The following is a 23,109-nucleotide window of genomic DNA, read 5'->3' as shown; positions in this document are numbered from 1 at the left end:
GCCCAGATGGAAAATCGACAGTGATGCTAGATCGATTGTCTATAAGCGCGGCGGTCAGAAGATGTAGTCGGTCGTCAGGAAGCTTGACTGGCGGTTGCGAATGATCTCGCTGATCAGCGCTTTGTTGGCCTCCTGGAAGCGGGTGGCGACCAGCGTCCGGATGGAGAACACACGCAAAGCGTCATCCACCGAGAGCGTGCCCTCGGCGCTGTTCTTGCGCCCGTTGAACGGGTAGGTGTCTGGCCCGCGTTGACACTGAGCATTGATGTTGATGCGCCCGACCTGGTTGGCGAAGATGTCGACGAGGCTGCCGATGGTGGCCGGGTCGTTGCCGAACAGGCTCAGTTGCTGGCCGTAGTCGGAGTCCAGCACATAGTCGATCACGGTCTGCAGGTCGCGGTAGGGCACCACCGGTACCAGCGGGCCGAACTGCTCCTCGTGGTACACGCGCATTTCTCGGCTGACCGGGTACAGCAAGGCCGGGTAGAAGAATGAGCCGCGGCTGTGCCCGCCATTTTCGTTGAGCACGCGCGCGCCCTTTTCCGTCGCATCGGCAACCAGGCCATCGAGGTAGTCGACCTTGCCAGGCTCGGGCAACGGTGTCAGCGCCACGCCAGGTTCCCACGGCATGCCGGGCTTGAGCGCCGCCAATTTGTGCTGAAACTTGTCGAGGAAGGCCTCGACCACATCCTCGTGCACGAACAGGATCTTCAGTGCCGTGCAGCGCTGGCCGTTGAACGACAACGCCCCGGTGACGGCCTCTTCGACAGCGTTGTCGAGGTCGACCTGGGGCAGCACGATGCCCGGGTTCTTGGCGTCCAGGCCCAGTGCGGCGCGCAGACGATGCGGGCGTGGGTGCAGTTTCTTCAGGTCGCTGGCGGCCTTGTGGGTGCCGATGAAGGCGAATACATCGACCTTGCCGCTGGCCATCAGCGCGCTCACCGTTTCCCGGCCGCGTCCATAGATGACATTGATCACGCCTGCCGGGAAGCTGTCGCGGAACGCTTCGAGCAAGGGGCGGATCAGCAGTACGCCGAACTTGGCCGGCTTGAACACCACCGTGTTGCCCATGATCAGCGCCGGGATGAGCGTGGTGAAGGTCTCGTTCAGCGGGTAGTTGTAGGGCCCCATGCACAGGGCCACGCCCAGCGGGGCGCGACGGATCTGGCCGAGGGTGCCTTGTTCCAGCTCGAAGCGGCTGGAGCGGCGGTCCAGGTCCTTGAGGGCGTTGATGGTGTCGACGATGTAGTCGCAGGTGCGGTCGAATTCCTTTTCCGAATCCTTCAGGTTCTTGCCGATCTCCCACATCAGCAGCTTGACCACGGCCTGGCGCTGTTCACGCATGCGGGCAAGGAAGGATTCCACATGCTGGATACGCTCGGCCACGCGCATGTTCGGCCAGGCGCCACGGCCTTTGTCATAGGCCTGTACGGCGGCATCGAGGGCGGTAAGCGCGGTCTCGGCATCCAGCAGCGGGGCGCTGCCCAGTATGACCTGATGCTCTTCGTCGCCTTGCTTGAGCCACACCGGGCTGCGCACCGTGGCCAACGGGCCGTCCCAGCGCCTGAGCTCACCGTTGACCAGGTAGTCGCGTTGTTCCAGTGGGGCTCCCAGGCGCCAGGTTTCCGGGATGTTCTCGGCGCTGGGGAAGAGTGAATCGAGCAAACGGTCCATGGGTACTGCACCTCACATCAAAGGGCGGTTTTCAAGTCAGTTGAATCGTTTCAGCTACGAGCATGCACTGGCTGCAGGAAAAACACCAGTCTGGTTCAACATGGCCGCCAATGCCTGTCCGGCAAGCAGTCAGAGAACTGAAAGACGTTGATGCAAAGTAGGCGTCAAAGGTTACTCATTGATAGCGAAGTAGCCAGCGGACGCTCGATGGGCATGGTTATAGCAAAAGTTGTGTTGAGCATTGGTTTGATGCGGGGAATTTGACGCCATGAAACTTGATCAAAAGTCAGCCAGAAGCCGCTTGCCAAAGCGTTTGCAGGCATCTTAAATTGTTACTGAATGTGATAGTAAAGTTTCAAGTAAAACAATAAAAATCAAAGTATTAAGTGTTTTTGCCGGGTTTTTTCTCTTGTTCCGATTGGCCAACAGTGCACTTCAAAGGACGTCGAAGAAGAAATGAAAAAGACCTTGACGACTGTGGCGCGCAAGCTCCTGTCGCCCTCCCTGCGCTACGAAATCAGGCTGCTGGCCAGCAAAGTGCGAGAAATGTTGGCGCGTGCCTGTCTCTGGCGTTGGGAAGTCGCCAGGTTCCGCCCGCAACAGGAGAGCCCGTACGAAATCCTCTACATCGGTCGCAAGCAGCAACGAGAAATGGCCAAACTGCTGATCGGTGGCAAGGGCCAGGGCAGCGCATCGATCGTGGACGGTGCAAGTGCCACGGCGGCTGCCAGCCACGTCGTGGTCATCAGCGAAATGCCCACGTCGGGGTCGCTGTCAGTGCCGCACTACCTGAGCGCCGTGGTGCCGCTGGGGCGCCCTCTGGAAGACATAACTGCTCGCTACGACAGCGAACTGCGGCGCAGCATTCGCAAGAACCGGCCGCTTTATCACATGCGCCAAGCCCTTTCGGACGAAGAAATCGCCATGGCCGACCGGGATCTGCTGCGCCCTTATGCTTCGGCCCGGCAGGGCATTCATGCCGCGCAGTTTCCTACCGAAGAGGTGTTCCGTATTGCCAAGAGTGTCGGCCGGCTTGACTTGATCATGCTGGGCGATGAGGTGATTGGCTGCCACCTGGGGTGTGAAGTGGTACGCAGCGGCAAGCGTTACTGGAGCACGTTGCGCTTTGGCTATTGCGAGGCGGTGTTTTCCGATGCGAAGAAATTGCGCGAGGTGAATTCGATCACCACTTTCATGGCGCTTGAATGGGCACTGGAACAGGGCTTCGATTATTACGACATCGGCCTGTGTCTGGCGCGCCCGGACGACGGCCTGCTGAAGTGGAAGCGCCGCCGCGGTGGTGATATCGACTCGCTGGGTAACCATGCGTACCTGTTTGTCCGCCTGCCCAAGACCGGTACGGCAAAGTTCCTGTGGGACACGCCGATGTTCGCGGTCGAAGGCGACAAGCTGACGTTGCATCTGGGGCTCCCGGATGGCCCAAGCGATGAGGAAGTTGCCAGCCGCTATCACGAAATGGTGTTTGGTGGCCTGCACAAGATTTATCTCTACGGAGGCAGCGGGGCAGGCGAACCGTTTGTGGAAACATTGCGCAGCCGTTACGCCAGCTTGCAGTCACCGCCCACCATGGAAAGAGTCACGAGTAGTTGAGTAACTGCCAGGGATGCTTTGATCTGGCGCCGGGCGCCGGGCTCCAGTCTTCGTCATCAGGGGGGGACGCTTCATGGGAAGCGACATCTCGCAGTTCAGTGCATCGCCCGCAGCCAGGCAACACACCTGGACCTTGGCCGCCTACCGATACATGGCGCGCAAACGGCTGGGTGGAAAAACGGCGATCGATCTCAAGAGCGTCGCCACCAAGAGTTGGGACATTGCCCCGGGCGAAGCCACGGTTTCACCGCCGGCCATTTTCCTGCCTGGCCAGCTGGATCGGGTGACGGGCTGGGAAGGCAAGCGGTTTTACCCCTACGTGCACCCGGCGCAGACCATGGCGGGAGGTATCCACACGTTGCAAGGGCCAACCCGTGGCTACCTGATCAAGGATGTATGGCTGGTCGATGGGGCATTGTACAAGGGCAAGGCCAGCCACTGGCTGTCACAGAAGCCGAGTACCTTCCCGACCATCCTCATCGACCATGAAATCGACCGCGCTGCGATCTACTGCACGCTAAACGGTAACGCCTGGTTCGGCACCTGGCTGATGGAAGATTGCCCGACCTATGCGCTGGCCTGCAACGAGGGCATCCCGGTGACCATCGCCCCCTCTGCCAGGTATCCGCTGTTCACCCAGGCACCGGCCTATGAAGACTGGTTGGACATGAAGCCTTTGCGCCTGCGCAGTGCGTTCTTCCGTGAGCTGGTGCTGTTCGATGACCAGAGCAACAACCGCAGCCGGCATGCTCGCTACCGAGCCATGGGTGACAAGCTGCTGTCGCATGTGACGCACACGCAGCACCCGGGGGTTTTCCTGTTGCGGGGCGGTGATGGTGACCTGCGCCTGTTGCGCAACGAGCTGGAGCTTGCCGAACACCTGCGCACGACCCGCGGTTTTCGCATCGTCAACCCGCTGAAGTCCGATGTGCCGAGCATTGTCGCGGCCTGCGCCGGGGCTAAAGTGGTCATCGGGGTGGAGGGTAGCCAGTTGGTGCATGGCGTGAATGTGCTGCAGGCGGGAGGCTGCCTGCTGACTTTGCAGCCGCCGAACCGTTTCGTCAGTTACTACAAATACCTGACGGATCGTGATCACCAGCATTTCGGCTTTGTGGTAGGCCTACCGGAAGGCGATGGTTTCCGGATCGATATTGACGAGGTGGAGCGCACGCTGGATCTGTTCCCTCGATAAATGTGTAGTATCCGTGCATGGATCAGCGGCGGGCAGGGCAGTAGAGGATGATCGAGGTATCACGGTTTTGGCGCGACCCTGCCTTGCCGTTCGTCGAAGCCCGACGGGTAGGGGACGGGCGCAAGGTGTGCTACGCCGCGCACTCTCACGAGAGTTTCTCCATCGGGGTGATCACGGGGGGACGTAGCACTTACATCAACAGTGACCAGTGCGTTGAGGTTGGGGCGGGTACCACGGTGTTGATGAACCCGGGTGTGGTGCATACCTGCAACCCTGTTGCCGGGGAACCCTGGTCTTACCTGATGCTGTTCGTCGATCAGCCTTGGTTGCAAGCAGTGGGTTTTACCCTGCCCACGCAGACCTGGAGCCGCTCGCCTGTGTTGTATCGGCGGCTGTTGCAGGCCTTTGCCGACCTGTTCGATGCCAGGCTGCCTGATCGCGAAGCCCGCCTGGCGGCCCTGTTTCACGAGTTGCCGGGCATGCTTGGTGGTAATGCCAGCGAGGGTGGCGAGGGCAACCCACGGCTGGATGCAGCGGCAGCGTTCATACGCGCCCATCGCAGTGACCCGCTCAGCCTCGAGGACATCTGCGGGGCTTGCGGCCTGTCTCGGTCCTACCTGATTCGTGCCTTTCGCCAACGCTTCGGCCTGACGCCGCATGGCTACCTGCTAGACCAGCGCGTGCAACTGGCCCGGGCGCAGTTGCGCCAGGGCCGCTCAATTGCTGAAGTTGCACAGGAGGCCGGGTTCGCTGATCAGGCACACCTGCAGCGGGCATTCAAACAGCACCTGGCGGCGACACCGGGGCATTACAGAAATGCCGTCGCTAGCCTGGGCGCTCCTGCAGGAGCCGTGCAAGCCTTAAAGGATCAGGTAAACCGCGCTGGCGACCAGTAACACGGCCAGGCTCCGATTGAGCATGCGCAGGTGGCGTGGGTTGTCCAGGTACTGGCGAATCACGCTGCCGGCCCAGGCCCAGCAGGCCACCGAGATGAAACAGATCGGCCCGTAGATCCAGGTAAACAGCCACAGCAAGTGCTGTTCACCGCCGGTGTAGGCACCCACCCCGGCAACGGCTGCCAACCAGGCTTTGGGGTTCAGCCACTGCATCGCTGCGCCGTGCCAGGCTGAAGGGGCTTGGGTAGGCTGTGCGTTGTTCAGGTTACCGTCGTCACTGGCCAGCTTCCACGCCATGTACAGCAGAAACGCCACCCCGCCCCAGTGCAACATCAGGCCCAGCAAGGGCCAGCGCAACAGCAGTTGATGCAGGCCCAGCCCGACCAGCACCAGCAACAGGCAGAACCCCAGCGTGGCGCCGGCCACATGGGCAACGCTGGCGCGCAGGCCATGGCGGGCACCGATGCCAAGGGCGACGATGTTGACCGGGCCGGGGGAGATCGAGGCCGCAAGGGCGAAGGCGGCCATGGACAGGTATAGGCTCATGAGGAAGATCCGCGTGGTTGGGGAGGCGTTATCCTCGCGTGGCCGGCGTTCTGCTGTATTGAACAAAAGTACCTGCGCACGACTCGCACCTGCAGGGCTAATGGCGATGCAGGGTTGTTACAGGTTTTGTAATAGTTTTGCGCTACTACAGAAACCTGCTGTGCTTGTAGCATCGTTCTCCCAATTTGTTATCAAGGTCTATATGAGCACCTTCGCGGAGCCCCCCAGTCTTCGGCCTTTCTGGCCATCCTTCTCCCGTCCTTGTGACGTGCCCCTCGTGAGTACCCGCTAATGGAATGGCTAGCCGACCCCACGGCCTGGTTAGGCCTGTTGACGCTTATCGTCCTCGAGCTGGTGCTGGGTATCGACAACCTGGTGTTCATCGCCATCCTTGCCGATAAGTTGCCGCCCCATCAGCGCGACCGCGCGCGGGTCATTGGCCTGAGCCTGGCGCTCATCATGCGCCTGGGCCTGTTGGCCAGCATTTCGTGGATGGTCACCCTGACCGCACCGCTGTTCGAAGTGTTCGGCAAGAGCTTCTCTGGCCGTGACCTGATCATGCTGTTCGGTGGTGTGTTCCTGCTGTTCAAGGCCACCATGGAGCTGCATGAACGCCTGGAAGGTCACGTGACCCAGGCCAGCGGCACGCTGCGCCATGCCGCGTTCTGGCCGATCGTTGCCCAGATCGTGGTACTGGACGCGGTATTCTCGCTGGATGCCGTGATCACGGCGGTCGGCATGGTCGATGAGTTGTCCGTGATGATGATCGCGGTGATCTTCTCGATCGGTATCATGATCGTTGCCAGCAAGCCGCTGACCCGCTTCGTCAACGCCCACCCTACGGTGATCATGCTGTGCCTGGGCTTCCTGATGATGATCGGTTTCAGCCTCACCGCCGAAGGCCTGGGCTTCCATATCCCGAAAGGCTACCTGTACGCGGCCATCGGCTTCTCGATCCTGATCGAGCTGTTCAACCAGCTGGCCCGTGCCCGCCGCAAGCGCAGCCTGCAACAGCACAGGCCGTTGCGCGAACGTACTGCCCATGCCGTGCTGCGCCTGCTGGGCGGCCGCCGGGTCGAGGCTGACGAGGTCGGCGAGGAGATTGCCGACCTGGTCGAGGGTGGCGGGGAAGAGGTGCTGTTCGACCGCCGTGAGCGGGTCATGATCAGCGGCGTGCTGAACCTGGCCGAGCGGCCGATTCGTACGGTGATGACTGCCCGTGCCGAGGTTGATGTGATCGACCTGGCGCAACCGGCCGACGCCATTGCCCAGGCCCTGGCCAATTCGCCGTACTCGCGCCTGCCGCTGATCCGCGATGGTCGCGTGGACGAGCCCTTGGGCTTTGTGCACAAGAAGGAACTGCTGAAGGAACTGCTCTCGGGCAGCCAGCCCGACCTGGAAAGCATGGCCCGGGCGCCGTTGAACCTGCTGGAGAGCTTCAGCATCCTCAATGCCCTGGAGCAAATGCGCGGTCAGTCGACCCATATTGCCTTCGTGGTCAACGAGTTCGGTGACTTCACCGGGCTGTTGACCATGACCGACATCCTTGAGTCGATTGCCGGTGAGCTGCCGGATGCCAGTGAGGTTGAAGGCCCGGGCATCGTTCAGGAGGGGGAAGGCTTCGTGGTCAGCGGCGCGCTGAACCTCAGCCAGGTGCAGGCGCGTACTGGCTTCAGCGCCCGTGCTACCGAGGATTACCAGACCCTTGCGGGCCTGGTGATGAGCTTGCTCGACCGCCTGCCGATGGTCGGTGACCGGCTAGCCTGGAATGGCTGGATGCTGACCGTGGAGGCGGTTGAAGAGCGACGGGTACGCCAGGTACGGCTTACACCGAACGGCGACGCTGACGTAGCAGGTGCTTGAAGCCCTCAAGCACCAGCACCAGTACTGCGGCCCAGATTGGCAGGTAGGTCAGCCACTGATCCGGGCCGATGGTTTCGCCCAGCAGCAACGCCACGCCTACCAGCAGCACGGGTTCGACGTAGCTGAGCAGGCCGAACAGGCTGAATGGCAGCATGCGGCTGGCCAGCACGTAGGCGATAAGCGCCGAAGCGCTGATCGCGCCAAGGATCGGTACCAACACGTACAGCCCGGGGTGTGCTTGCAGGTCAGCGTTGGACAGTGGGCTCTGGATCACGAAGTACAGCGCCCACGGCAGCAGCAGGCACATGTCGCACCACAGGCCGCCCAGGTGGTCGGTGCGGCAGCGTCGGCGCAGCACGAAGTAGATCGGGTAGCCGATCGTTACCAGCAGGGTTTCCCAGGCAAAACTGCCGTTTTGGTACAGCTCGTGGCCTACGCCCAGTGCGGCGCAGGCCACGGCTACCGTCTGCAGGCGTGACAGCCGCTCGCCATATACCAGCCGCCCGGTCAGGACCATGGCCAGTGGCAGCAGGAAGTAACCCATCGACACTTCCAGGCTGCGCCCATGCAGGGGCGCCCAGAGAAACAGCCACAGTTGCACCCCCATCAGCCAGGAAGTGCCGATCATGCCTAGCAACAGCACCGGCGTGCGTTTTACCCGGCCCATCAGTTCGCCCACCCGCTTCCAGTCTTTCGAGACAAGCATGAACAATGTGAGGCAGGGCAGTGTCAGCAGGGTGCGCCAGCCAAAGATTTCTTCGCCATCGAGTGGCTTGAGCAGGGAGGTATAGTAGTACATCACAGCGAACAGGCAGGACGCCATGACCGATGAAACAATGCCTTTTGACACGAATGCCTCGAATACGGGAATTGAGCGGGTTGATCAACTGCGCATGATCTCAGGGGGCGCATCTTGCAGCAACTGCGTTGCGCCCGGGCGAGTGGCCAGGGCTTCGAGGAACTGGGCGGCCGGCATGGGCCTGGCGAACAGGTAACCCTGCTGGAAGTCCACCCCGTGCGCGGCCAGGTAGTCGCGCTGCAGGTCGGTTTCCACACCCTCGGCAACGATGCCCAGGTCCAGCTTGCCCGACAGCTCGATGATGGTCTCGAGTATGTGCACTGACAGCGCATCGGCGCCGATCATGGCAACAAAGCTCTGGTCGATCTTCAGGTAGTCGACCTTGAATTGCCGCAGGTAGTTGAGGCTCGACTGGCCGGTGCCGAAATCGTCGAGGGCAATCATCACGCCCATGGCATGCAGCTTTTCGAACAACTCAAGGGTGACCGGCGTAGGCTCGATCAGCTTGCGCTCTGTCAGTTCCAGGGTCAGCACCACCCGGCCGGGCGGAAAGTGCTGCAGGAACGTGCGGCAGTCATCCAGCAGGCTGAGGTCGCGGCAGTGGTCAGCGGTGATGTTGACACCAATATGGAAGCCGTCTTCCAACAGGCCGGCATAGGGCGCCAGGCTTTGCGCGGTATGTGTCAGCAGCGCGCGGGTCATGGCGACAATCTGCCCGCTGTGTTCGGCATAGGGGATGAACAGGTCGGGGCGAACCAGGCCCTCTCGCGGGTGGTGCCAGCGCATCAGCACTTCCGCGCCAGCCCAGCGGTAATCGCCCTTGCGCACCACCGGCTGAAAATACGGCAGGAATTCATCGGCCTGCAGGGCACGCTCCAGTTCGGCACGCGGAGAGGTGGCGCGGCGAATCTGCCAGCGGCACACCAGCGCCGCCAAGGCACCCAGTACCAGCAGCAGACTGAGCAGGCCAGGGTAGTGGCTGCGTAACAGTTGGCCTTGCTTGTCGGCACTGTAGCCGCCCTGCACGCTGAAAGGGTAGCGGGTTGAGCCAATCAGCACGTTGGCACTGGGGGCCGCAGGGGATACGCCTTTGTGGACCACCCCGTCCTTGCCCATCCAGGCGTCGCCCACGCGGATCTGCAGTTCTTCATCGGGGCCGATCAGGCGCAGTGCAGTCAGCAGGTGGTCGCCATCCACCGTGGTGATTGCACCGTGGTCGCCGTCGCTGGCACGGTAGACCAGCAGCGGGTGGCCCGGCGTAACCGAGTTGCCGTCCATCAGCCATAACTTGCCGTCGACGTAATCGCCAGGATTGACCGGTTCTTCGAACTCGCCGAACAGCGAGGAGCAATAAAGGTTGTTGTGCCTGAACAGGTTGGTCGAGCGCACGAAGGCATTGCGGGTAACCTGGGCCCGCAGCATGAGCTGGGCCTGCTCGCATGAGCTGTCAGTCAGTGGAAGTAGCGAATTGGCGGCACGGGACAGGTTGTCGAGGATGTGTTCGACGTGCTCCAACGCCTGGCGGGTGGTGGCGTGGCTGCTGGCCTGCATTTCACGTTCGACCTGCCAGTTCATCACGGCCAGGCCGCACATGACCGGCAGCACGCCGACGACCCAGGGCAAGAGCGTGCGCCAGCTGAGTGCGGCGCGGCGTTTGACGGTAAGGGGCATGCTGATCTGACTATCATGGAGTAAAAACGAGAGGATAGCCGTTTGTCGCCGCGTACGAGCAACTAAAACGCGACAAACCATTTTACGCAATGTAGAATCGATTTACGAATACAACAATAAGGTCCTTCACTTCCGAAGGATCAAGCCCGCCGAGAATGGGTCCATATGACATACCATGGGTTCAAGCTGATCATAGGTGACTACCTCGCCCGTAGCGTGCGGGGCATTCCGTGCTCACCGCCGTTCCTGTTCCACATCCCACGCAATCAATAATTTTCGCTGCAGATGAGAACACGAACATGGCTGATATCTTTGAAAATCCAATGGGCCTGATGGGCTTCGAATTCATCGAACTGGCTTCGCCGACCCCAGGCGTACTTGAGCCTGTATTCCAGATACTGGGCTTCACCAAAGTGGCCACCCACCGTTCCAAGGATGTGCACCTGTATCGCCAGGGTGGCATCAACCTGATCCTGAACAATGAACCCAAAAGCATCGCTTCATACTTCGCCGCTGAACACGGCCCGTCGGTATGTGGCATGGCTTTTCGCGTGCGCAATGCCCATGAGGCTTATGCCCGCGCCCTGGAACTGGGCGCTCAGCCGGTAGAAATCGAAACCGGCCCGATGGAATTGCGCCTGCCGGCGATCAAGGGTATCGGGGGGCACCGCTCTATCTGATCGACCGCTTCGAGGAAGGCAGCTCTATCTACGACATCGACTTCAACTTCATCGAAGGCGTGGATCGCAACCCGGTGGGTGCTGGCCTGAAAATCATCGACCACCTCACCCATAACGTCTACCGCGGGCGCATGGCCTACTGGGCCGGGTTCTACGAGAAACTGTTCAACTTCCGTGAAATCCGCTACTTCGACATCAAGGGCGAATACACCGGCCTGACCTCCAAGGCCATGACTGCGCCTGATGGCATGATCCGCATCCCGCTCAACGAAGAGTCGTCCAAGGGCGCAGGGCAGATCGAAGAGTTCCTGATGCAGTTCAACGGTGAAGGTATCCAGCACGTGGCCTTCCTGACCGATGACCTGCTCAAGACCTGGGATGCCCTGAAGGGGCTAGGCATGCGCTTCATGACCGCGCCACCGCAAACCTACTACGAAATGCTGGAAGAGCGCCTGCCGGGCCATGGTGAGCCGGTCGACCAACTGCAAGCGCGTGGCATCCTGCTCGATGGTGCCTCGCAGCCCGAAGACAAGCGCCTGCTGCTGCAGATTTTCTCGGAAACCCTGCTTGGCCCGGTCTTCTTCGAGTTCATCCAGCGCAAAGGTGACGATGGCTTCGGTGAAGGCAACTTCAAGGCACTGTTCGAATCCATCGAACGTGACCAGGTACGCCGTGGCGTGCTGAGCACAGACTGATCGCCCCTGGAGTACCGTCGTCGTCATGTTCGTTCGGCGGCGGTACCCCGCCTGTTGGCACGAGCCCTGAACAGGGCCAGGTAGACGATCGAGCCGGTCACGATCCCCACCAGCATCAGCGAGGGGACGATCTGCAGCACCGACTGGCGGATTTCCTGAGCGGTGAAACCCGCTGGGTAGCCACCTTTGACCGTGTATCCATACTTGGCCGACATGGCGCTTGTAAAGAATTCTGACTGTGAAGGGCGCTCAAGGTCACGGCTGTCACCATTGCTCCATATGTAGCGGTCGCCAAATTCGACCAGCAGTGTCAGCCCATCCAGAAAGCCATCCAGCTCATTGCGAATCTGCATGGCATAGGCTGTCACGATGACGCTATTGTTTTTGCCCTTCTGGTGAAAGTCGACCAGCAGCTTCTGGCGCGTGTCAGGAGGGCCGTAGGACAATGCGACCCGCTGGCCGGACGACGCGAATGATGAATAATGCTCCAGCGAACCTGAAGCCGTACTGCAGTAGGGTTGATTGTCTTTGAGCAAGGTCAGCGACCTGACCATGGAGCGGATGGCAACCTGGTCCTGCAAGGCGCTTTTGACGTTATCGCAAGATTCCCCTGCAAATGGCAGGGTGCGCAGGGCCGTCTCGTGCATTCTGTCCAGTGCATTGTCGACGCTGAAAACCGCCTCCTGAACGGAAATGCTGGCGTTTTCCGCAAGTTTCGCTTCCAGCTGGAAAGCCATCACCAGCAAACCGGAAACCACAGGCACCAGCGCCACTGCAATGAGCAGCAGCAGCTCCACCATGCTGCGCCCCGCGTGCATGATTTTCGACATAGGCTAATAGTTCTCCGCTCTGAAACTGTCCGTGGTGAACAGTTGAGCCCTGAGCCTATGTATTTGCTGACCGGGCTGCTGTAGTCCGGCTGCAGTTGAAGCGGTAGGAAAGCGAGCGCCTTGATGTAGCTAACTGCCCTTGAGCTTTTTCAGCACTGCCTCGGCCAGCAAGGCAGTGGAAGCGGGGTTCTGCCCGGTGATCAGCCTGTCATCGTCGACCACGTATGGCTTCCACGGCTCATCATGTTTGCTGTACTCACCGCCGCGAGCCCCAAGTTCGTTCTCCGTCAGGAACGGCACTACGTCGTCCAGTTCGGCCAGTTTTTCCTCTATGTTGGAAAAGCCGGTCACCTTGCGGTCTTTGAGCAGCAGGCAGTTGTTACTCAGCTTGATGTTCAGCAGGCCGACTACGCCGTGACAGACTGCTGCGACAATGCCACCTTTTTCATAGATTTTGCGTGCCAGTTCCTGCAGAGCCTGGTTTTCTGCGAAGTCATACATCACCCCATGCCCACCGGTGTAATAGATGACGCTGTATTCGTTGGCCTTCACCTGCCCTGGGGCCAAGGTACTGCCCAGGCGCGTCATGAAGCGCTTGTCGTCATACCACTGCCAGTCCAGGTCAGGGGCCATCTGCAGGCTTTTCGGGTCGACGGGAACGTAACCGCCCTGTGGGCTGACATAATCGACCGTGTAGCCGGCCTTTTCGACTTTCTCGACAAAGTGAACGGCTTCACCCAGCCACAACCCGGTCGCCCGTTTGAGGGTTGGATACTTCGCTGTATTGGTCAACACCACCAGAATTTTCTTGCTCATGACCCTGCTCCCGTCGCCAACCTGAATGGGCCGGTGCTCCCTGGCCCGAGGGAAAACCTAATTAGCATAGCTGCCACAAGCAAGTCCGCCATGGTGGGCCGGACGTGCTGTGCTAACTTGAATCCATCCACGGGCGAGCGTGCCAGGCTTGGCGGCGCTGTGGTCAACCCTGAGCATTGCTGGAGTCACGATATTGGTCGCTAACGGTAAGCCACGCGAGCCCGCGCCGCAGGTCATCCTGCAGTCGCCTGTTTTGCCATCGATCGAGCCGATGGGGGAGCGGATAGCCCAGTTCGACTGGTGGCGTACCTCGCTTGGGCCATTGTCGCGCTGGCCTGCTTCGTTGCGCATTGCCGTGGACATGATGCATTTGTCACCTTTCCCATGTGCGGTGGTCTGGGGGCCGGACCTGTGTGTGGTGCATAACGATGGCTACCGGGCGTTGCGGGCATTACCGGATGCGCTGGGCATGGCGTTCGATACCCTGTGGAGTGATATCTGGCCTGCAGTGGGCCCCTGGGTGTTCAAGGCACTGGAAGGCCACTCGAATTTTGTCGAGGACCCACCCCTGCGTATCGTCCGCAGTGAAGGCGCCGAACCACTATGGTGCGCATTCGGTTATGCCCCCCTGCACGATGAACTCGGTAACGTGGCGGGGTTTCTGCATACGGTGATCGAGACCACGGCCAGCGTCGAGGCACACCGCCATTGGCGTGAGCAGGTGCAGAGCTTTGAACGCCAGGTCGAGCAGCATGTGGCCGAGCGAGAGCAGTTCTGGTTGCTGTCGCGCGAAGCGATGATGATGCTCACCCCTGAACTGAAACTGCATGCTGCCAACCCGGCCTGGTACCGCATTCTGGGCTGGACAGAAGAACAAGTGCAGGCGATGTCGGTGATGCAGCTGGTGCACCCGACAGAGCGTGCCGAAGTGCAATTGGCAGTGTCCGAGCTGCTGCAATGCAGCCACGCGGAGCAGTTGGAGATCCGCCTGCGACACCGCGATGGTCACTACCACTGGTTTCGCTGGAGTGCGAGGTTTGACGGCAGCCTGCTGACTGCGGTTGGCCGCGACATCACCGCAGACCGTGAAGAGGCTGCGCGGCAGGCAGAGATGCTGATGCACAACAGCGAGCGTATGGAGGTGGTTGGCCAGTTGGCAGGCGGCATGGGCCATGAAATGAACAACTTGCTGTCCGGTATTGGTGGCAGCCTCGAACTGCTGCAGCGGCGCTTGCAGGAGGGGCGGCTGGAGCGTGTGGAGGCCTACGTGGACGTTGCGCGCGACGCGGTGCAGCGGGCCATGGACCTGACCCATCGGTTGATCGCATTTTCCCGCCATCAGCCATTGGCCCCTCGGCCACTGGACTTCAATCGGCAGTTACGTTTGAGCGAACCCCTTTTGCTGCGGGCGTTGGGGGCAGAGATGCGTTTGCACTGGCAACTGGACATTGCACCTTGGGCAGTGAGCCTGGACGTGCCCCAGCTCGAGAATGCCTTGATCAACTTGTGTGCCAATGCGCGTGAAGCGTGCCTGGAACAAGGGAATGTCACCATCAGCAGCGTGAACGAACGGCTGACTGCGTTTTTCCCGGATGAAAGTGGCTTGCCGCCAGGCGACTATGTGGCGTTGCATGTCGAGGATGATGGCCATGGCATGGCAGTGGTTGATATCGCCAGGGCTTTTGAACCGTTTTACACAACCAAACCTCTCGGGCGTGGGGCCGGGCTTGGTCTGTCGATGGTATATGGCTTCGTCCGTCAGTCGGGCGGGTATGCCTGGATCGAGTCGGCGCCAGAGCAGGGCACCAAGGTGTCCATGCTTTTCCCCAGGTGCCATGAGCCGGTTCCGGATGAGCCCGTGCCGGTACCGCTTTCGCAGCGCATGGCACTTGGCAAGCGCCTGCTGCTGGTGGATGACGAGCTTGATCTGCGCGCGGTCATGCGCGAATACCTGACTGAGCGTGGGTTTGACGTCACGGATGTGGGCGATGCCAATAGCGCACTGGAGCGCTTTCGCCATGGCGGCCCTTTCGATCTGGTCATCACCGATATCGGTTTGCCGGGTGGGTTCAGTGGCCGGCAAGTGGCCAAGGCCATGCGCATGCAGCTTGCACAGCAGAAAATTCTGTTCATCACCGGTTATGCGGATCAGTCCATTGAAGCGCAATTGCTCGATCAGCCGGGCACGGCATTGTTGAACAAGCCGTTTTCCCTGGCGCATCTTGCCGATGAGGCGCTACGCCTGCTTGACGTGTAAGGCACTTCAAGGCTTGCCTAGAATGTGTGTCACTCGAGCCTGCAACTGCTGCAACTCGAACGGCTTGCAGATCAGGTGCATGTCAGCGCCCAGGAAGCCTTCGCGGGCCATGGCCGTTTCCGCGTAACCGGTGATGAACAGCACCGGTAATCGTGGGCGCAGGCTGCGGGCAATTTCTGCCAGTTGCCGGCCGTTCATGCCGGGCAAGCCCACATCGGTGATGAGCAAATCCACCGGTTGTGCCGAGCGCAGCACCTTCAGTCCCTCATTGGCGTCGGCTGCGCTTTGGCAGGGGAAGCCGCTTTCGTCCAGCGCCTGGCAAAGCAGTTGGCGCACATGGGGATCGTCCTCGACAACCAGCACGTGTCGGCTGCAGCCGTCTTGCCTGGCTGGCACAGGTTCGCTGTATGACAGGGCCTGGTCGACATGGCGTGGCAAATACAGCTCCACCTGGGTTCCCTGGCCGATCTCGCTGCTGAGGGTGATATGCCCATGGGACTGCTTGCTGAAGCCGTACACCATCGACAACCCCAGGCCAATGCCCTGGCCGGTCGCCTTGGTGCTGAAGAAGGGTTCGAAGGCGTGCTCCAGCGTGCTTTGCGCCATGCCTTGGCCGCTGTCGGTTATTCGCAGGCGCACATAGTCGCCAGTGCGCAAAGCGCCGTCAGCAGCTTGCTCGGTGGCGATGTGATGATTGTTCGCCTCGATGCATAGCAGGCCACCGTTGGGCATGGCCTCGCGGGCATTGAGCAGCAGGTTGTCGAGGGCCTCCTGCAACTGCTGGTCATCCGCCTCCACGGGCCACAGGTCTTTGGCCGCGTGCACTTGCAGGGTTATCGACGGGCTCAGGCGAGCGCCCAGGCGTTCTGCCTTGAGCAAGGTATGCAGATCTATACGTTGGCTGTGCAGCGATTGACGGGAAGAGAAGGCAAGCAAGCGGTGGGTCAGGCGGGCGGCGCGTGAAACGGCCTCGCGGCCCATGCACAGAACGCCATCCAGGCCGTCGCTGCGGCCTTGGCGCAGGCGCCGCTGGATAAGTTCGAAGCTGCCGCTGATGCTGGTGAGCAGGTTGTTGAAATCATGGGCGACGCCGCCGGCCAGTTGGCCGATGGCCTCCATCTTGCGTGCCTGGCAGCGGGTGAACTCACTGCGGTCCTGCTCTTCGTCCGGGGTTGAAGGCCGGCTGTCCAGGCGCTGCTGCATGCCATGGAGCTGGTCACGTGTCACGTACTGTCGCCGCCGGTTGCGCAGCGCGGACTGGGTCATGTGCAGCAACTGGGCATTTTCGTAGGGCGTGACCAGCCAGAGAAGATTGCCCACTGGATGATGATTCACGCCAGCGGTCGACCAGGCGCCCTGGGTCAGCAGCACGATGGGCAAATCCGACCAGCTGGGTTGCTGGTCGATGAATGCCTGCAGCAAGGCGCTTGGGCCTTGGCTGAACACCTGCTCGGCAATGATCGCCAACCCTGCGCCCTCGGTCAGACGCGCCTGCAGGTTGGCCAGGTCGACCGCGCAGAGGCTGTTGATGCCGGCGGAAGTCAGCAGACGTGAGGTATCCGCCGCCAGTTGTGGCGGTGCGAGGATCAAGGCACGTTCATCCAGCGCCAACGAACTGGCCAAAACGACTCTCCTTTAGGGTGGCCTTATACCCACTGGACCCTGGCACAGGCTCAGGGTTCAACTAAGTTCAGGTACTGCCTACAGGCCCTGTTGCAGCACAGGGTCGTCCGGGTTCTGACGCTCCAGCTCGGCGAGCGATACTTGCACGTTCTGCAACTGGCCGGACTCTTTCCAGTACTGAATCAGCAGCACCCGTGCCCGGCGATTGGCTGGCTGCCGATTGAGCACGGTTTCCAGTTGCTTCTGGGCGGCGTCGAGCTGGTCCAGCTCATGCAGGGTGACTGCCAGGGTATAGCGGTAATCGGCGTTGTCCGGGTCCAGTTCGACGGCGCGGGACAGGGCCAGCAAGGCATACTCGCGCTGTTCGTGGCGCTTCAGCCAAAGCCCTAGCTCATACTGCAGAAAGGCCGAGTCGGGGCTCAGCGCCAGGGCTTTGCCCAGCACCTGGCGGGAGGCGTCGTGGTGGCCCTGGCGCTCGAGCAGGCGTACCTGAGTCGCCAGGGCATCGAGGTTGCCGGGGGCAACCGCGAGCGCACGCTGCAGGGCCGCAGCGGCGTGCGTGTAGTCGTTTTCGTGCAGGTACAGGCGCGCCAGGTGCACTTGGGCCTCGGCATCTTCAGGCTGTTGCTCCAGGGCTTGCTGGTATTGCTCCAAGGCTGACTGCAGGGGGCCGAAATAGAGGCCGATGGCGTCGGGATCGAGGCCCAGCAGGGCATCCACGGCGGCAAAACGCACGCTTTGCTCACTGTCGTCCAGCAGCGGGCCGAGTACCAGGCTGCGCTGTGCTGGCGGTAACAGGCGGCGGATACTGGCAATGGCCGCTCGACGCACCAGCGGCTCGGCATGTTCCAGGTCCTGGCGGGCCAGTTTCAATGCCTGCGGCGAGGGGTAGTTGGGCAACTCGGCGTACAGTGCCGCACGGCGGATCGCAGGCAGGTCGTTACGCTGCAATTGCTGGTACAGCACCCGTGCGGCGCCGGGCTGACCGTCGTGGGCCTGGCGCAGCGCCTTGGCGTAGCTGTGTGCTGGCAAGGTTGGCGGGGTTGGCGGGGCGTCGCGCCACAGGTAGCCGAACAGGGCCGATACCAGAATCGACAACAGCAGGGCGATCAGGTAGCGGTTGCGTCTGGGCATCGGACGATCCGTGGCGGCGGGAAGGGCAGAGCTTGGGCCAGCCGGGGGGTAAATGCAACCGAACCGGGCACGCCGTTGGCCAGGCGCCAGGCCTGCGGTGGCATTCCATGCACTGCGTATTGGGGTGAATACGATGGCAAACATAAAAAAGCCCCGCGGGCCATGGCCTGCGGGGCAAACGGTTGGGGGAGGAGCCAACCAAAGGAGTCGTTGAGGCAGTGGAATCAGTGCGCGCTGGCCACCGTCTCCGATTGCCAGCCGCCACCCAGGGCCTTGTAGATCGAGACGATGCCGCGATAAAGGTCGACCTCACCCTGAGCTTGTGCATCTTCAGCACTTAGCCGCTCACGTTCGGCATCGAGCAGTACCAGGTAGTCCACGGTACCCTCGCGATAACGAATCGAGGCCAGTTCTGCTGCCTTGCGGCTGGCGTCGCTCTGGCGCATCAGCGACAGCAGACGCTGCTGGGTCTTGTCGTAATCGCTGAAGGCGTTGGCCGACTCTTCCAGCGCCAGCAGCACCTGCTGTTCGTAGTTGGCCAGTGCCCCTTCGGCATCGGCCTTGGCGCCGCGCAGGCGGGCCCGCACGCTGCCCAGGTCGAAGGCCGCCCAGGTGATGCTCGGGCCCAGCGCCCAGGCGTTGGCTGCCGACGAGCCGATCTGCGAGCCGCGGGCGGCGGTAAAACCGAGGAAGCCACTGAGGCTGACGCGGGGGAACAGGTCGGCGGTGGCCACGCCAACGTTGGCGGTGGCGGCCGCCAGCTGGCGCTCGGCGCTGCGGATGTCCGGGCGGCGGCGCAGCAGCTCACCCGGGTCACCGACCGGCAGCGCCTTGGCGATGGCCGGCAGGGCCTTGGGCGACAGGTCTACGCTGAGCGCGTCAGGGCGCTGGCCGAGCAGGGTGGCGATGCGATGCCGCGCCCGTGCCTGTTCGGCTTGCAGTTGTGGCACGGTGGCTTCGACCCCGGCCAGGCGCGCATCGGCACGCACCACGTCGAGGTCATTGCCCACGCCCGCATCGCGCAGGGTTTCGGTAATGGTGCGTGATTCCTGCTGGGTCTTCAGGTTGGCCAGGGCGATCTTCTCGCGCAACTGGGCACCGCGCAGCTGCCCGTAGGCATCGACCAGTTCGGCGATCAGGCTGACCTGCAACTGTTGCAGGTCGGCGGCGGCCACCGCTTCCTGGGCTTCGCTGGCTTCGAGCTGGCGCTGGATGCGGCCGAACAGGTCAAGTTCCCAGGCCATGTCCAGGCCCAGGTCGTAGCGCTCGCTGTTCACCCGCTGCGTGGTCTGGCCGGGGATCTGGCCTTTGCCGAGATCGCTGCTGGCACGGCTGGTGACCACCGGGAACGGGTCGTTTTCGGCATCTTCGCGGATCGAGCGGGCCGATTTCAGGCGGGCGAAGGCCACGCGCAAGTCTCGGTTGCCGTCCAGCGAAGCCTGCACCAGCTGGTTCAGCACCGGGTCGTCGAACTGCTTCCACCACAGGCTCTCGAAGCGGCTACGGTCGTAGGCCTTGGCCTGCACATCGCTGCCCAATTGCGCAGGTTCGGTGGCTGGCGCCTGGTAGTCCGGGCCTACCGCACAGGCCGCCAGGGCCAGTGCCAGCAGGCTTGGGGTCAGGGGTTTGAGCAGGTTCATGCGTGGTTCTCCAGCACTTGAGCGTGTTCAGCCTTGCGGGCCTGGCGACGCTCGACGAAACGGCGGATCAGGAAGAAGAACACCGGGGTCAGGAACAGGCCGAACACGGTCACGCCGATCATCCCGGAGAACACCGCCACACCCATGGCATGGCGCATTTCCGAACCTGCGCCGGAGCTGAACACCAGGGGCACCACACCCATGATGAAGGCGATCGAGGTCATCAGGATCGGCCGCAGACGCAGGCGGCAGGCTTCCAGCACCGCAGCCAGCGGGTCGAGGCCCTTGGCCTGTTCGTCCTTGGCGAACTCGACGATCAGGATCGCGTTCTTGCACGCCAGGCCCACCAGTACGATCAGGCCGATCTGGGTGAAGATGTTGTTGTCGCCACCCGATACGATCACACCGGTGATGGCCGACAACAGGGTCATCGGCACGATCAGGATCACCGCCAGCGGCAGGCTCCAGCTTTCGTACTGGGCGGCCAGCACCAGGAACGCCAGCAGTACGCACAGTGGGAACACCAGCAATGCGGTATTGCCCGAGAGGATCTGCTGGTAGGTCAGGTCGGTCCACTCGAAGGTCATGCCGTTGGGCAGTTCCTCTTTCAGCAGCTTCTCGATTGCAGCTTCCGCCTGACCAGAGCTGTAGCCCGGGGCGGCAGCGCCGTTGATCTCGGCAGTGATGAAGCCGTTGTAGTGCATCACCCGGTCCGGCCCGGAGGTGTCGCTGACCTTGAGGAAGGTCGCCAGCGGGATCATCTCGCCAGGGTTGTTGCGCACCTTCAGTTGGCCGATCTGCTCGGCATCAAGGCGGAACTGCTGCTCGGCCTGGACGTTGACCTGGTAAGTGCGGCCAAAGCGGTTGAAGTCGTTGGTGTACAGCGAGCCCAGGTAAACCTGCAGGGTGTCGAAGATGTCGGTGATCGCCACTCCGTGGGTCTTGGCCTTTTCCCGGTCGATGGCGGCATCGACTTGTGGCACGTTGACCTGGTAGCTGGTGAACAGGCCAGCCAGCTCTGGGACGTTGTGGCTCTTGGCGATGATGTTCTGGGTTTCCTTGTACAGCGCTTCGTAACCCAGGTTGCCACGGTCTTCGATTTGCAGACGGAACCCGCCAATCGTGCCCAGGCCCTGTACCGGCGGCGGTGGGAAGATGGCGATGTAGGCGTCCTGGATGTCGGCGAACTGGGCATTCAGCGCGGCTGCGATGGCTGCCGCCGACTGGCTCGGGTCCTTGCGCTCATCGAATGGTTTGAGCGGGGTGAACACGATGCCGCTGTTGGGGCTGTTGGTGAAACCGTTGATCGACAGGCCCGGGAAGGCTACCGAGTCGGCCACGCCAGGCTGCTTCAGGGCGATTTCGCTCATGCGCTTGATCACCGCTTCGGTACGGTCGAGGCTGGCCGCGTCCGGCAGTTGGGCGAAGGCCACCAGGTACTGCTTGTCCTGGGCCGGCACGAAACCGGTCGGCGTGGACGAGAAACCGAGGTAGGTCAGGCCCATCAGGCCGGCATACACGAACAGGGCGATGCCGCTGGAGCGGATGACGCGGCGCACGCCACCGACGTAGCTGTGGCTGGCCCGGTCGAAGAACCGGTTGAAAGGGGAGAACAGCCAGCTGCCCAGCAGCTTGTCGAGGAACCGCGAGAAACGGTCCTTGGGTGCATGATGGTCCTTGAGCAGCACCGCGGCCAAGGCTGGCGACAGGGTCAGCGAGTTGAACGCCGAAATGACGGTCGAGATGGCGATGGTCAGGGCGAACTGTTTGTAGAACTGCCCGGTCAGGCCGGAAATGAACGCTGCAGGTACGAACACCGCGCACAGCACCAGGGCGGTGGCGATGATCGGCCCGGTCACTTCGCTCATGGCCTTTTGCGTGGCTTCCAGCGGTTTCAGGCCCAGCCCGATGTTACGTTCGACGTTCTCCACCACGACGATGGCATCGTCCACCACGATACCGATGGCGAGCACCAGCCCGAATAACGACAGCGCGTTGAGTGAAAAACCGAACAGGTGCATGACCGCGAAGGTACCGATCAGCGAGACCGGCACCGCCAGCAGCGGGATGATCGAGGCGCGCCAGGTCTGCAGGAACAGGATCACCACCAGCACCACCAGCACCAGGGCTTCGAACAGGGTGTGCACCACCGCTTCGATGGAGCCGCGCACGAAGATGGTCGGGTCATAGACGATGCTGTAGTCCATCCCTTCCGGGAAGTCCTTTTTCAGCTCGGCCATTTTCGCCCGCACTTCGTCGGAGATCTCGATGGCGTTGGAGCCTGGGCGCTGGAAAATCGGGATGGCCACCGCCGGCTGGTTGTTCAGCAGCGAGCGCAGGGCGTACTGGCTGGAGCCGAGTTCGACCCGGGCGATGTCTTTCAGGCGGGTGATCTCGCCATCGGCACCGGCGCGGATGATGATGTTTTCGAACTCTTCCTCGTTGACCAGACGGCCCTGGGTATTGATCGACAGCTGGAAGCTGGTCGAGCCTGGGGCAGGCGGCGCGCCGAGCTGGCCGGCGGCTACCTGGCGGTTCTGCTCGCGGATTGCCGCGACCACATCACTGGCCGTCAGGTTGCGCGAAGCGGTCTTGTTCGGGTCCAGCCAGACGCGCAGCGAGTAGTCGCCCATGCCAAACAGCTGCACGTCGCCTACGCCGCCCAGGCGCGCCAGTTCGTCCTTGATGTTGAGGATGGCGTAGTTGGACAGGTAGAGCATGTCGTAGCGGTTGTCCGGCGAGGTCAGGTGCACGACCATGGTCAGGTCAGGCGAGGCCTTGTCGACGGTGATACCGATACGGGTCACTTCCTCGGGCAGCTTGGGCTGGGTACGGGTCACGCGGTTCTGCACCTGCACCTGGGCGTTGTCCAGGTCGGTACCCAGGGCGAAGGTGATGGTCAGCGTCAGCTTGCCGTCCGCAGTGGACTGGGAGGACATGTACAGCATGTTCTCCACACCGGTAATGGCCTGCTCCAGCGGCGCGGCAACGGTTTCGCCGATGACCTTGGGGTTGGCGCCGGGGAAGTTGGCGCGCACCACCACGGTGGGCGGCACCACTTCGGGGTATTCGCTGATCGGCAGCTGGAACAGCGAGATCGAACCCGCGATCAGCAGCACCAGCGACAGCACCGCGGCGAAGATCGGCCGGGTAATGAAGAATTTCGAGAAGTTCATCGGTAG

The 23,109-nt window shown here is 61.7% G+C and carries 15 protein-coding genes and 1 pseudogene; 6 read left to right on the top strand and 10 right to left on the bottom strand.

Annotated features, from left to right (window positions below):
- Nucleotides 1–54 precede the first annotated feature (54 nt).
- Entirely contained in the window at nucleotides 55–1,674 is a 1,620-nt protein-coding gene (locus C4Q27_RS27660) for an NADP-dependent glyceraldehyde-3-phosphate dehydrogenase (RefSeq protein WP_020190270.1), read from the bottom strand.
- Nucleotides 1,675–2,130: 456 nt separating this feature from the next.
- Here C4Q27_RS27660 and C4Q27_RS27655 point away from each other — a divergent pair, with 456 nt between their 5' ends.
- From C4Q27_RS27655 to C4Q27_RS27645, 3 genes are all read left to right on the top strand, one after another.
- Nucleotides 2,131–3,285, top strand: a complete 1,155-nt coding sequence (locus tag C4Q27_RS27655) for a hypothetical protein (protein WP_104887713.1) — start codon at nucleotides 2,131–2,133, stop codon at nucleotides 3,283–3,285.
- Nucleotides 3,286–3,358: 73 nt separating this feature from the next.
- The gene (locus C4Q27_RS27650; protein WP_104887712.1) at nucleotides 3,359–4,477 is read left to right on the top strand and encodes a glycosyltransferase 61 family protein; all 1,119 of its coding nucleotides are present in this window, start codon (nucleotides 3,359–3,361) and stop codon (nucleotides 4,475–4,477) included.
- A gap of 47 nt (nucleotides 4,478–4,524) precedes the next feature.
- A complete protein-coding gene (locus tag C4Q27_RS27645) occupies nucleotides 4,525–5,373 on the top strand; it encodes an AraC family transcriptional regulator (RefSeq protein ID WP_064493273.1) in 849 nt (282 codons plus the stop codon).
- On the opposite strand, the gene C4Q27_RS27640 is transcribed toward C4Q27_RS27645, so the two are convergent.
- On the bottom strand, nucleotides 5,338–5,919 hold the full coding sequence (locus C4Q27_RS27640) for a LysE family translocator (protein ID WP_064493274.1): 582 nt from the start codon (nucleotides 5,917–5,919) through the stop codon (nucleotides 5,338–5,340). The genes C4Q27_RS27645 and C4Q27_RS27640 overlap by 36 nt on opposite strands.
- A gap of 291 nt (nucleotides 5,920–6,210) precedes the next feature.
- Here C4Q27_RS27640 and C4Q27_RS27635 point away from each other — a divergent pair, with 291 nt between their 5' ends.
- Nucleotides 6,211–7,782 carry a TerC family protein gene (locus C4Q27_RS27635; RefSeq protein ID WP_064493275.1) on the top strand — a complete coding sequence of 524 codons (1,572 nt, stop codon included), beginning with the start codon at nucleotides 6,211–6,213 and terminating at the stop codon, nucleotides 7,780–7,782.
- On the opposite strand, the gene rarD is transcribed toward C4Q27_RS27635, so the two are convergent.
- Nucleotides 7,745–8,632 (bottom strand): EamA family transporter RarD, encoded by an 888-nt coding sequence (gene rarD / locus C4Q27_RS27630; protein ID WP_064493276.1) that lies wholly within the window; start codon nucleotides 8,630–8,632, stop codon nucleotides 7,745–7,747. The genes C4Q27_RS27635 and rarD overlap by 38 nt on opposite strands.
- A 33-nt stretch (nucleotides 8,633–8,665) precedes the next feature.
- Nucleotides 8,666–10,252, bottom strand: a complete 1,587-nt coding sequence (locus C4Q27_RS27625; protein ID WP_064493277.1) for a cyclic diguanylate phosphodiesterase — start codon at nucleotides 10,250–10,252, stop codon at nucleotides 8,666–8,668.
- Nucleotides 10,253–10,551: 299 nt separating this feature from the next.
- Between C4Q27_RS27625 and hppD the strand changes: the two are divergent.
- Nucleotides 10,552–11,627: pseudogene (gene hppD, locus C4Q27_RS27620) on the top strand (4-hydroxyphenylpyruvate dioxygenase).
- A 23-nt stretch (nucleotides 11,628–11,650) separates the two neighbouring features.
- Here hppD and C4Q27_RS27615 read toward each other — a convergent pair.
- Together C4Q27_RS27615 and C4Q27_RS27610 are read right to left on the bottom strand one after the other, a co-directional pair.
- Nucleotides 11,651–12,457 carry a CSS-motif domain-containing protein gene (locus C4Q27_RS27615; RefSeq protein ID WP_064493279.1) on the bottom strand — a complete coding sequence of 269 codons (807 nt, stop codon included), beginning with the start codon at nucleotides 12,455–12,457 and terminating at the stop codon, nucleotides 11,651–11,653.
- A gap of 129 nt (nucleotides 12,458–12,586) precedes the next feature.
- Nucleotides 12,587–13,273: a type 1 glutamine amidotransferase domain-containing protein gene (locus C4Q27_RS27610; RefSeq protein WP_064493280.1), complete on the bottom strand. Its 687-nt coding sequence runs from the start codon at nucleotides 13,271–13,273 to the stop codon at nucleotides 12,587–12,589.
- A gap of 193 nt (nucleotides 13,274–13,466) precedes the next feature.
- On the opposite strand from C4Q27_RS27610, the gene C4Q27_RS27605 reads away from it, so the two are divergent.
- Nucleotides 13,467–15,530 (top strand): PAS domain-containing sensor histidine kinase, encoded by a 2,064-nt coding sequence (locus C4Q27_RS27605; RefSeq protein WP_081273301.1) that lies wholly within the window; start codon nucleotides 13,467–13,469, stop codon nucleotides 15,528–15,530.
- Nucleotides 15,531–15,536: 6 nt separating this feature from the next.
- Here C4Q27_RS27605 and C4Q27_RS27600 read toward each other — a convergent pair whose 3' ends face one another.
- The 4 genes from C4Q27_RS27600 to C4Q27_RS27585 form a co-directional block, all read right to left on the bottom strand.
- Entirely contained in the window at nucleotides 15,537–17,153 is a 1,617-nt protein-coding gene (locus tag C4Q27_RS27600; RefSeq protein WP_064493282.1) for a response regulator, read from the bottom strand.
- A 78-nt stretch (nucleotides 17,154–17,231) separates the two neighbouring features.
- Complete coding sequence (locus C4Q27_RS27595; protein ID WP_064493283.1) at nucleotides 17,232–18,287, bottom strand: HEAT repeat domain-containing protein; 1,056 nt, start codon at nucleotides 18,285–18,287, stop codon at nucleotides 17,232–17,234.
- A 224-nt stretch (nucleotides 18,288–18,511) separates the two neighbouring features.
- Complete coding sequence (locus C4Q27_RS27590) at nucleotides 18,512–19,927, bottom strand: efflux transporter outer membrane subunit (RefSeq protein ID WP_104887711.1); 1,416 nt, start codon at nucleotides 19,925–19,927, stop codon at nucleotides 18,512–18,514.
- Nucleotides 19,924–23,103: an efflux RND transporter permease subunit gene (locus C4Q27_RS27585; protein ID WP_104887710.1), complete on the bottom strand. Its 3,180-nt coding sequence runs from the start codon at nucleotides 23,101–23,103 to the stop codon at nucleotides 19,924–19,926. The genes C4Q27_RS27590 and C4Q27_RS27585 overlap by 4 nt, the downstream gene beginning before the upstream one ends.
- Between the last annotated feature and the right edge of the window lie 6 nt (nucleotides 23,104–23,109).

This window comes from Pseudomonas sp. SWI36, assembly GCF_002948105.1.
Lineage (GTDB): Bacteria > Pseudomonadota > Gammaproteobacteria > Pseudomonadales > Pseudomonadaceae > Aquipseudomonas > Aquipseudomonas alloputida.
This window is presented reverse-complemented; position numbering and strand designations above follow the sequence as displayed.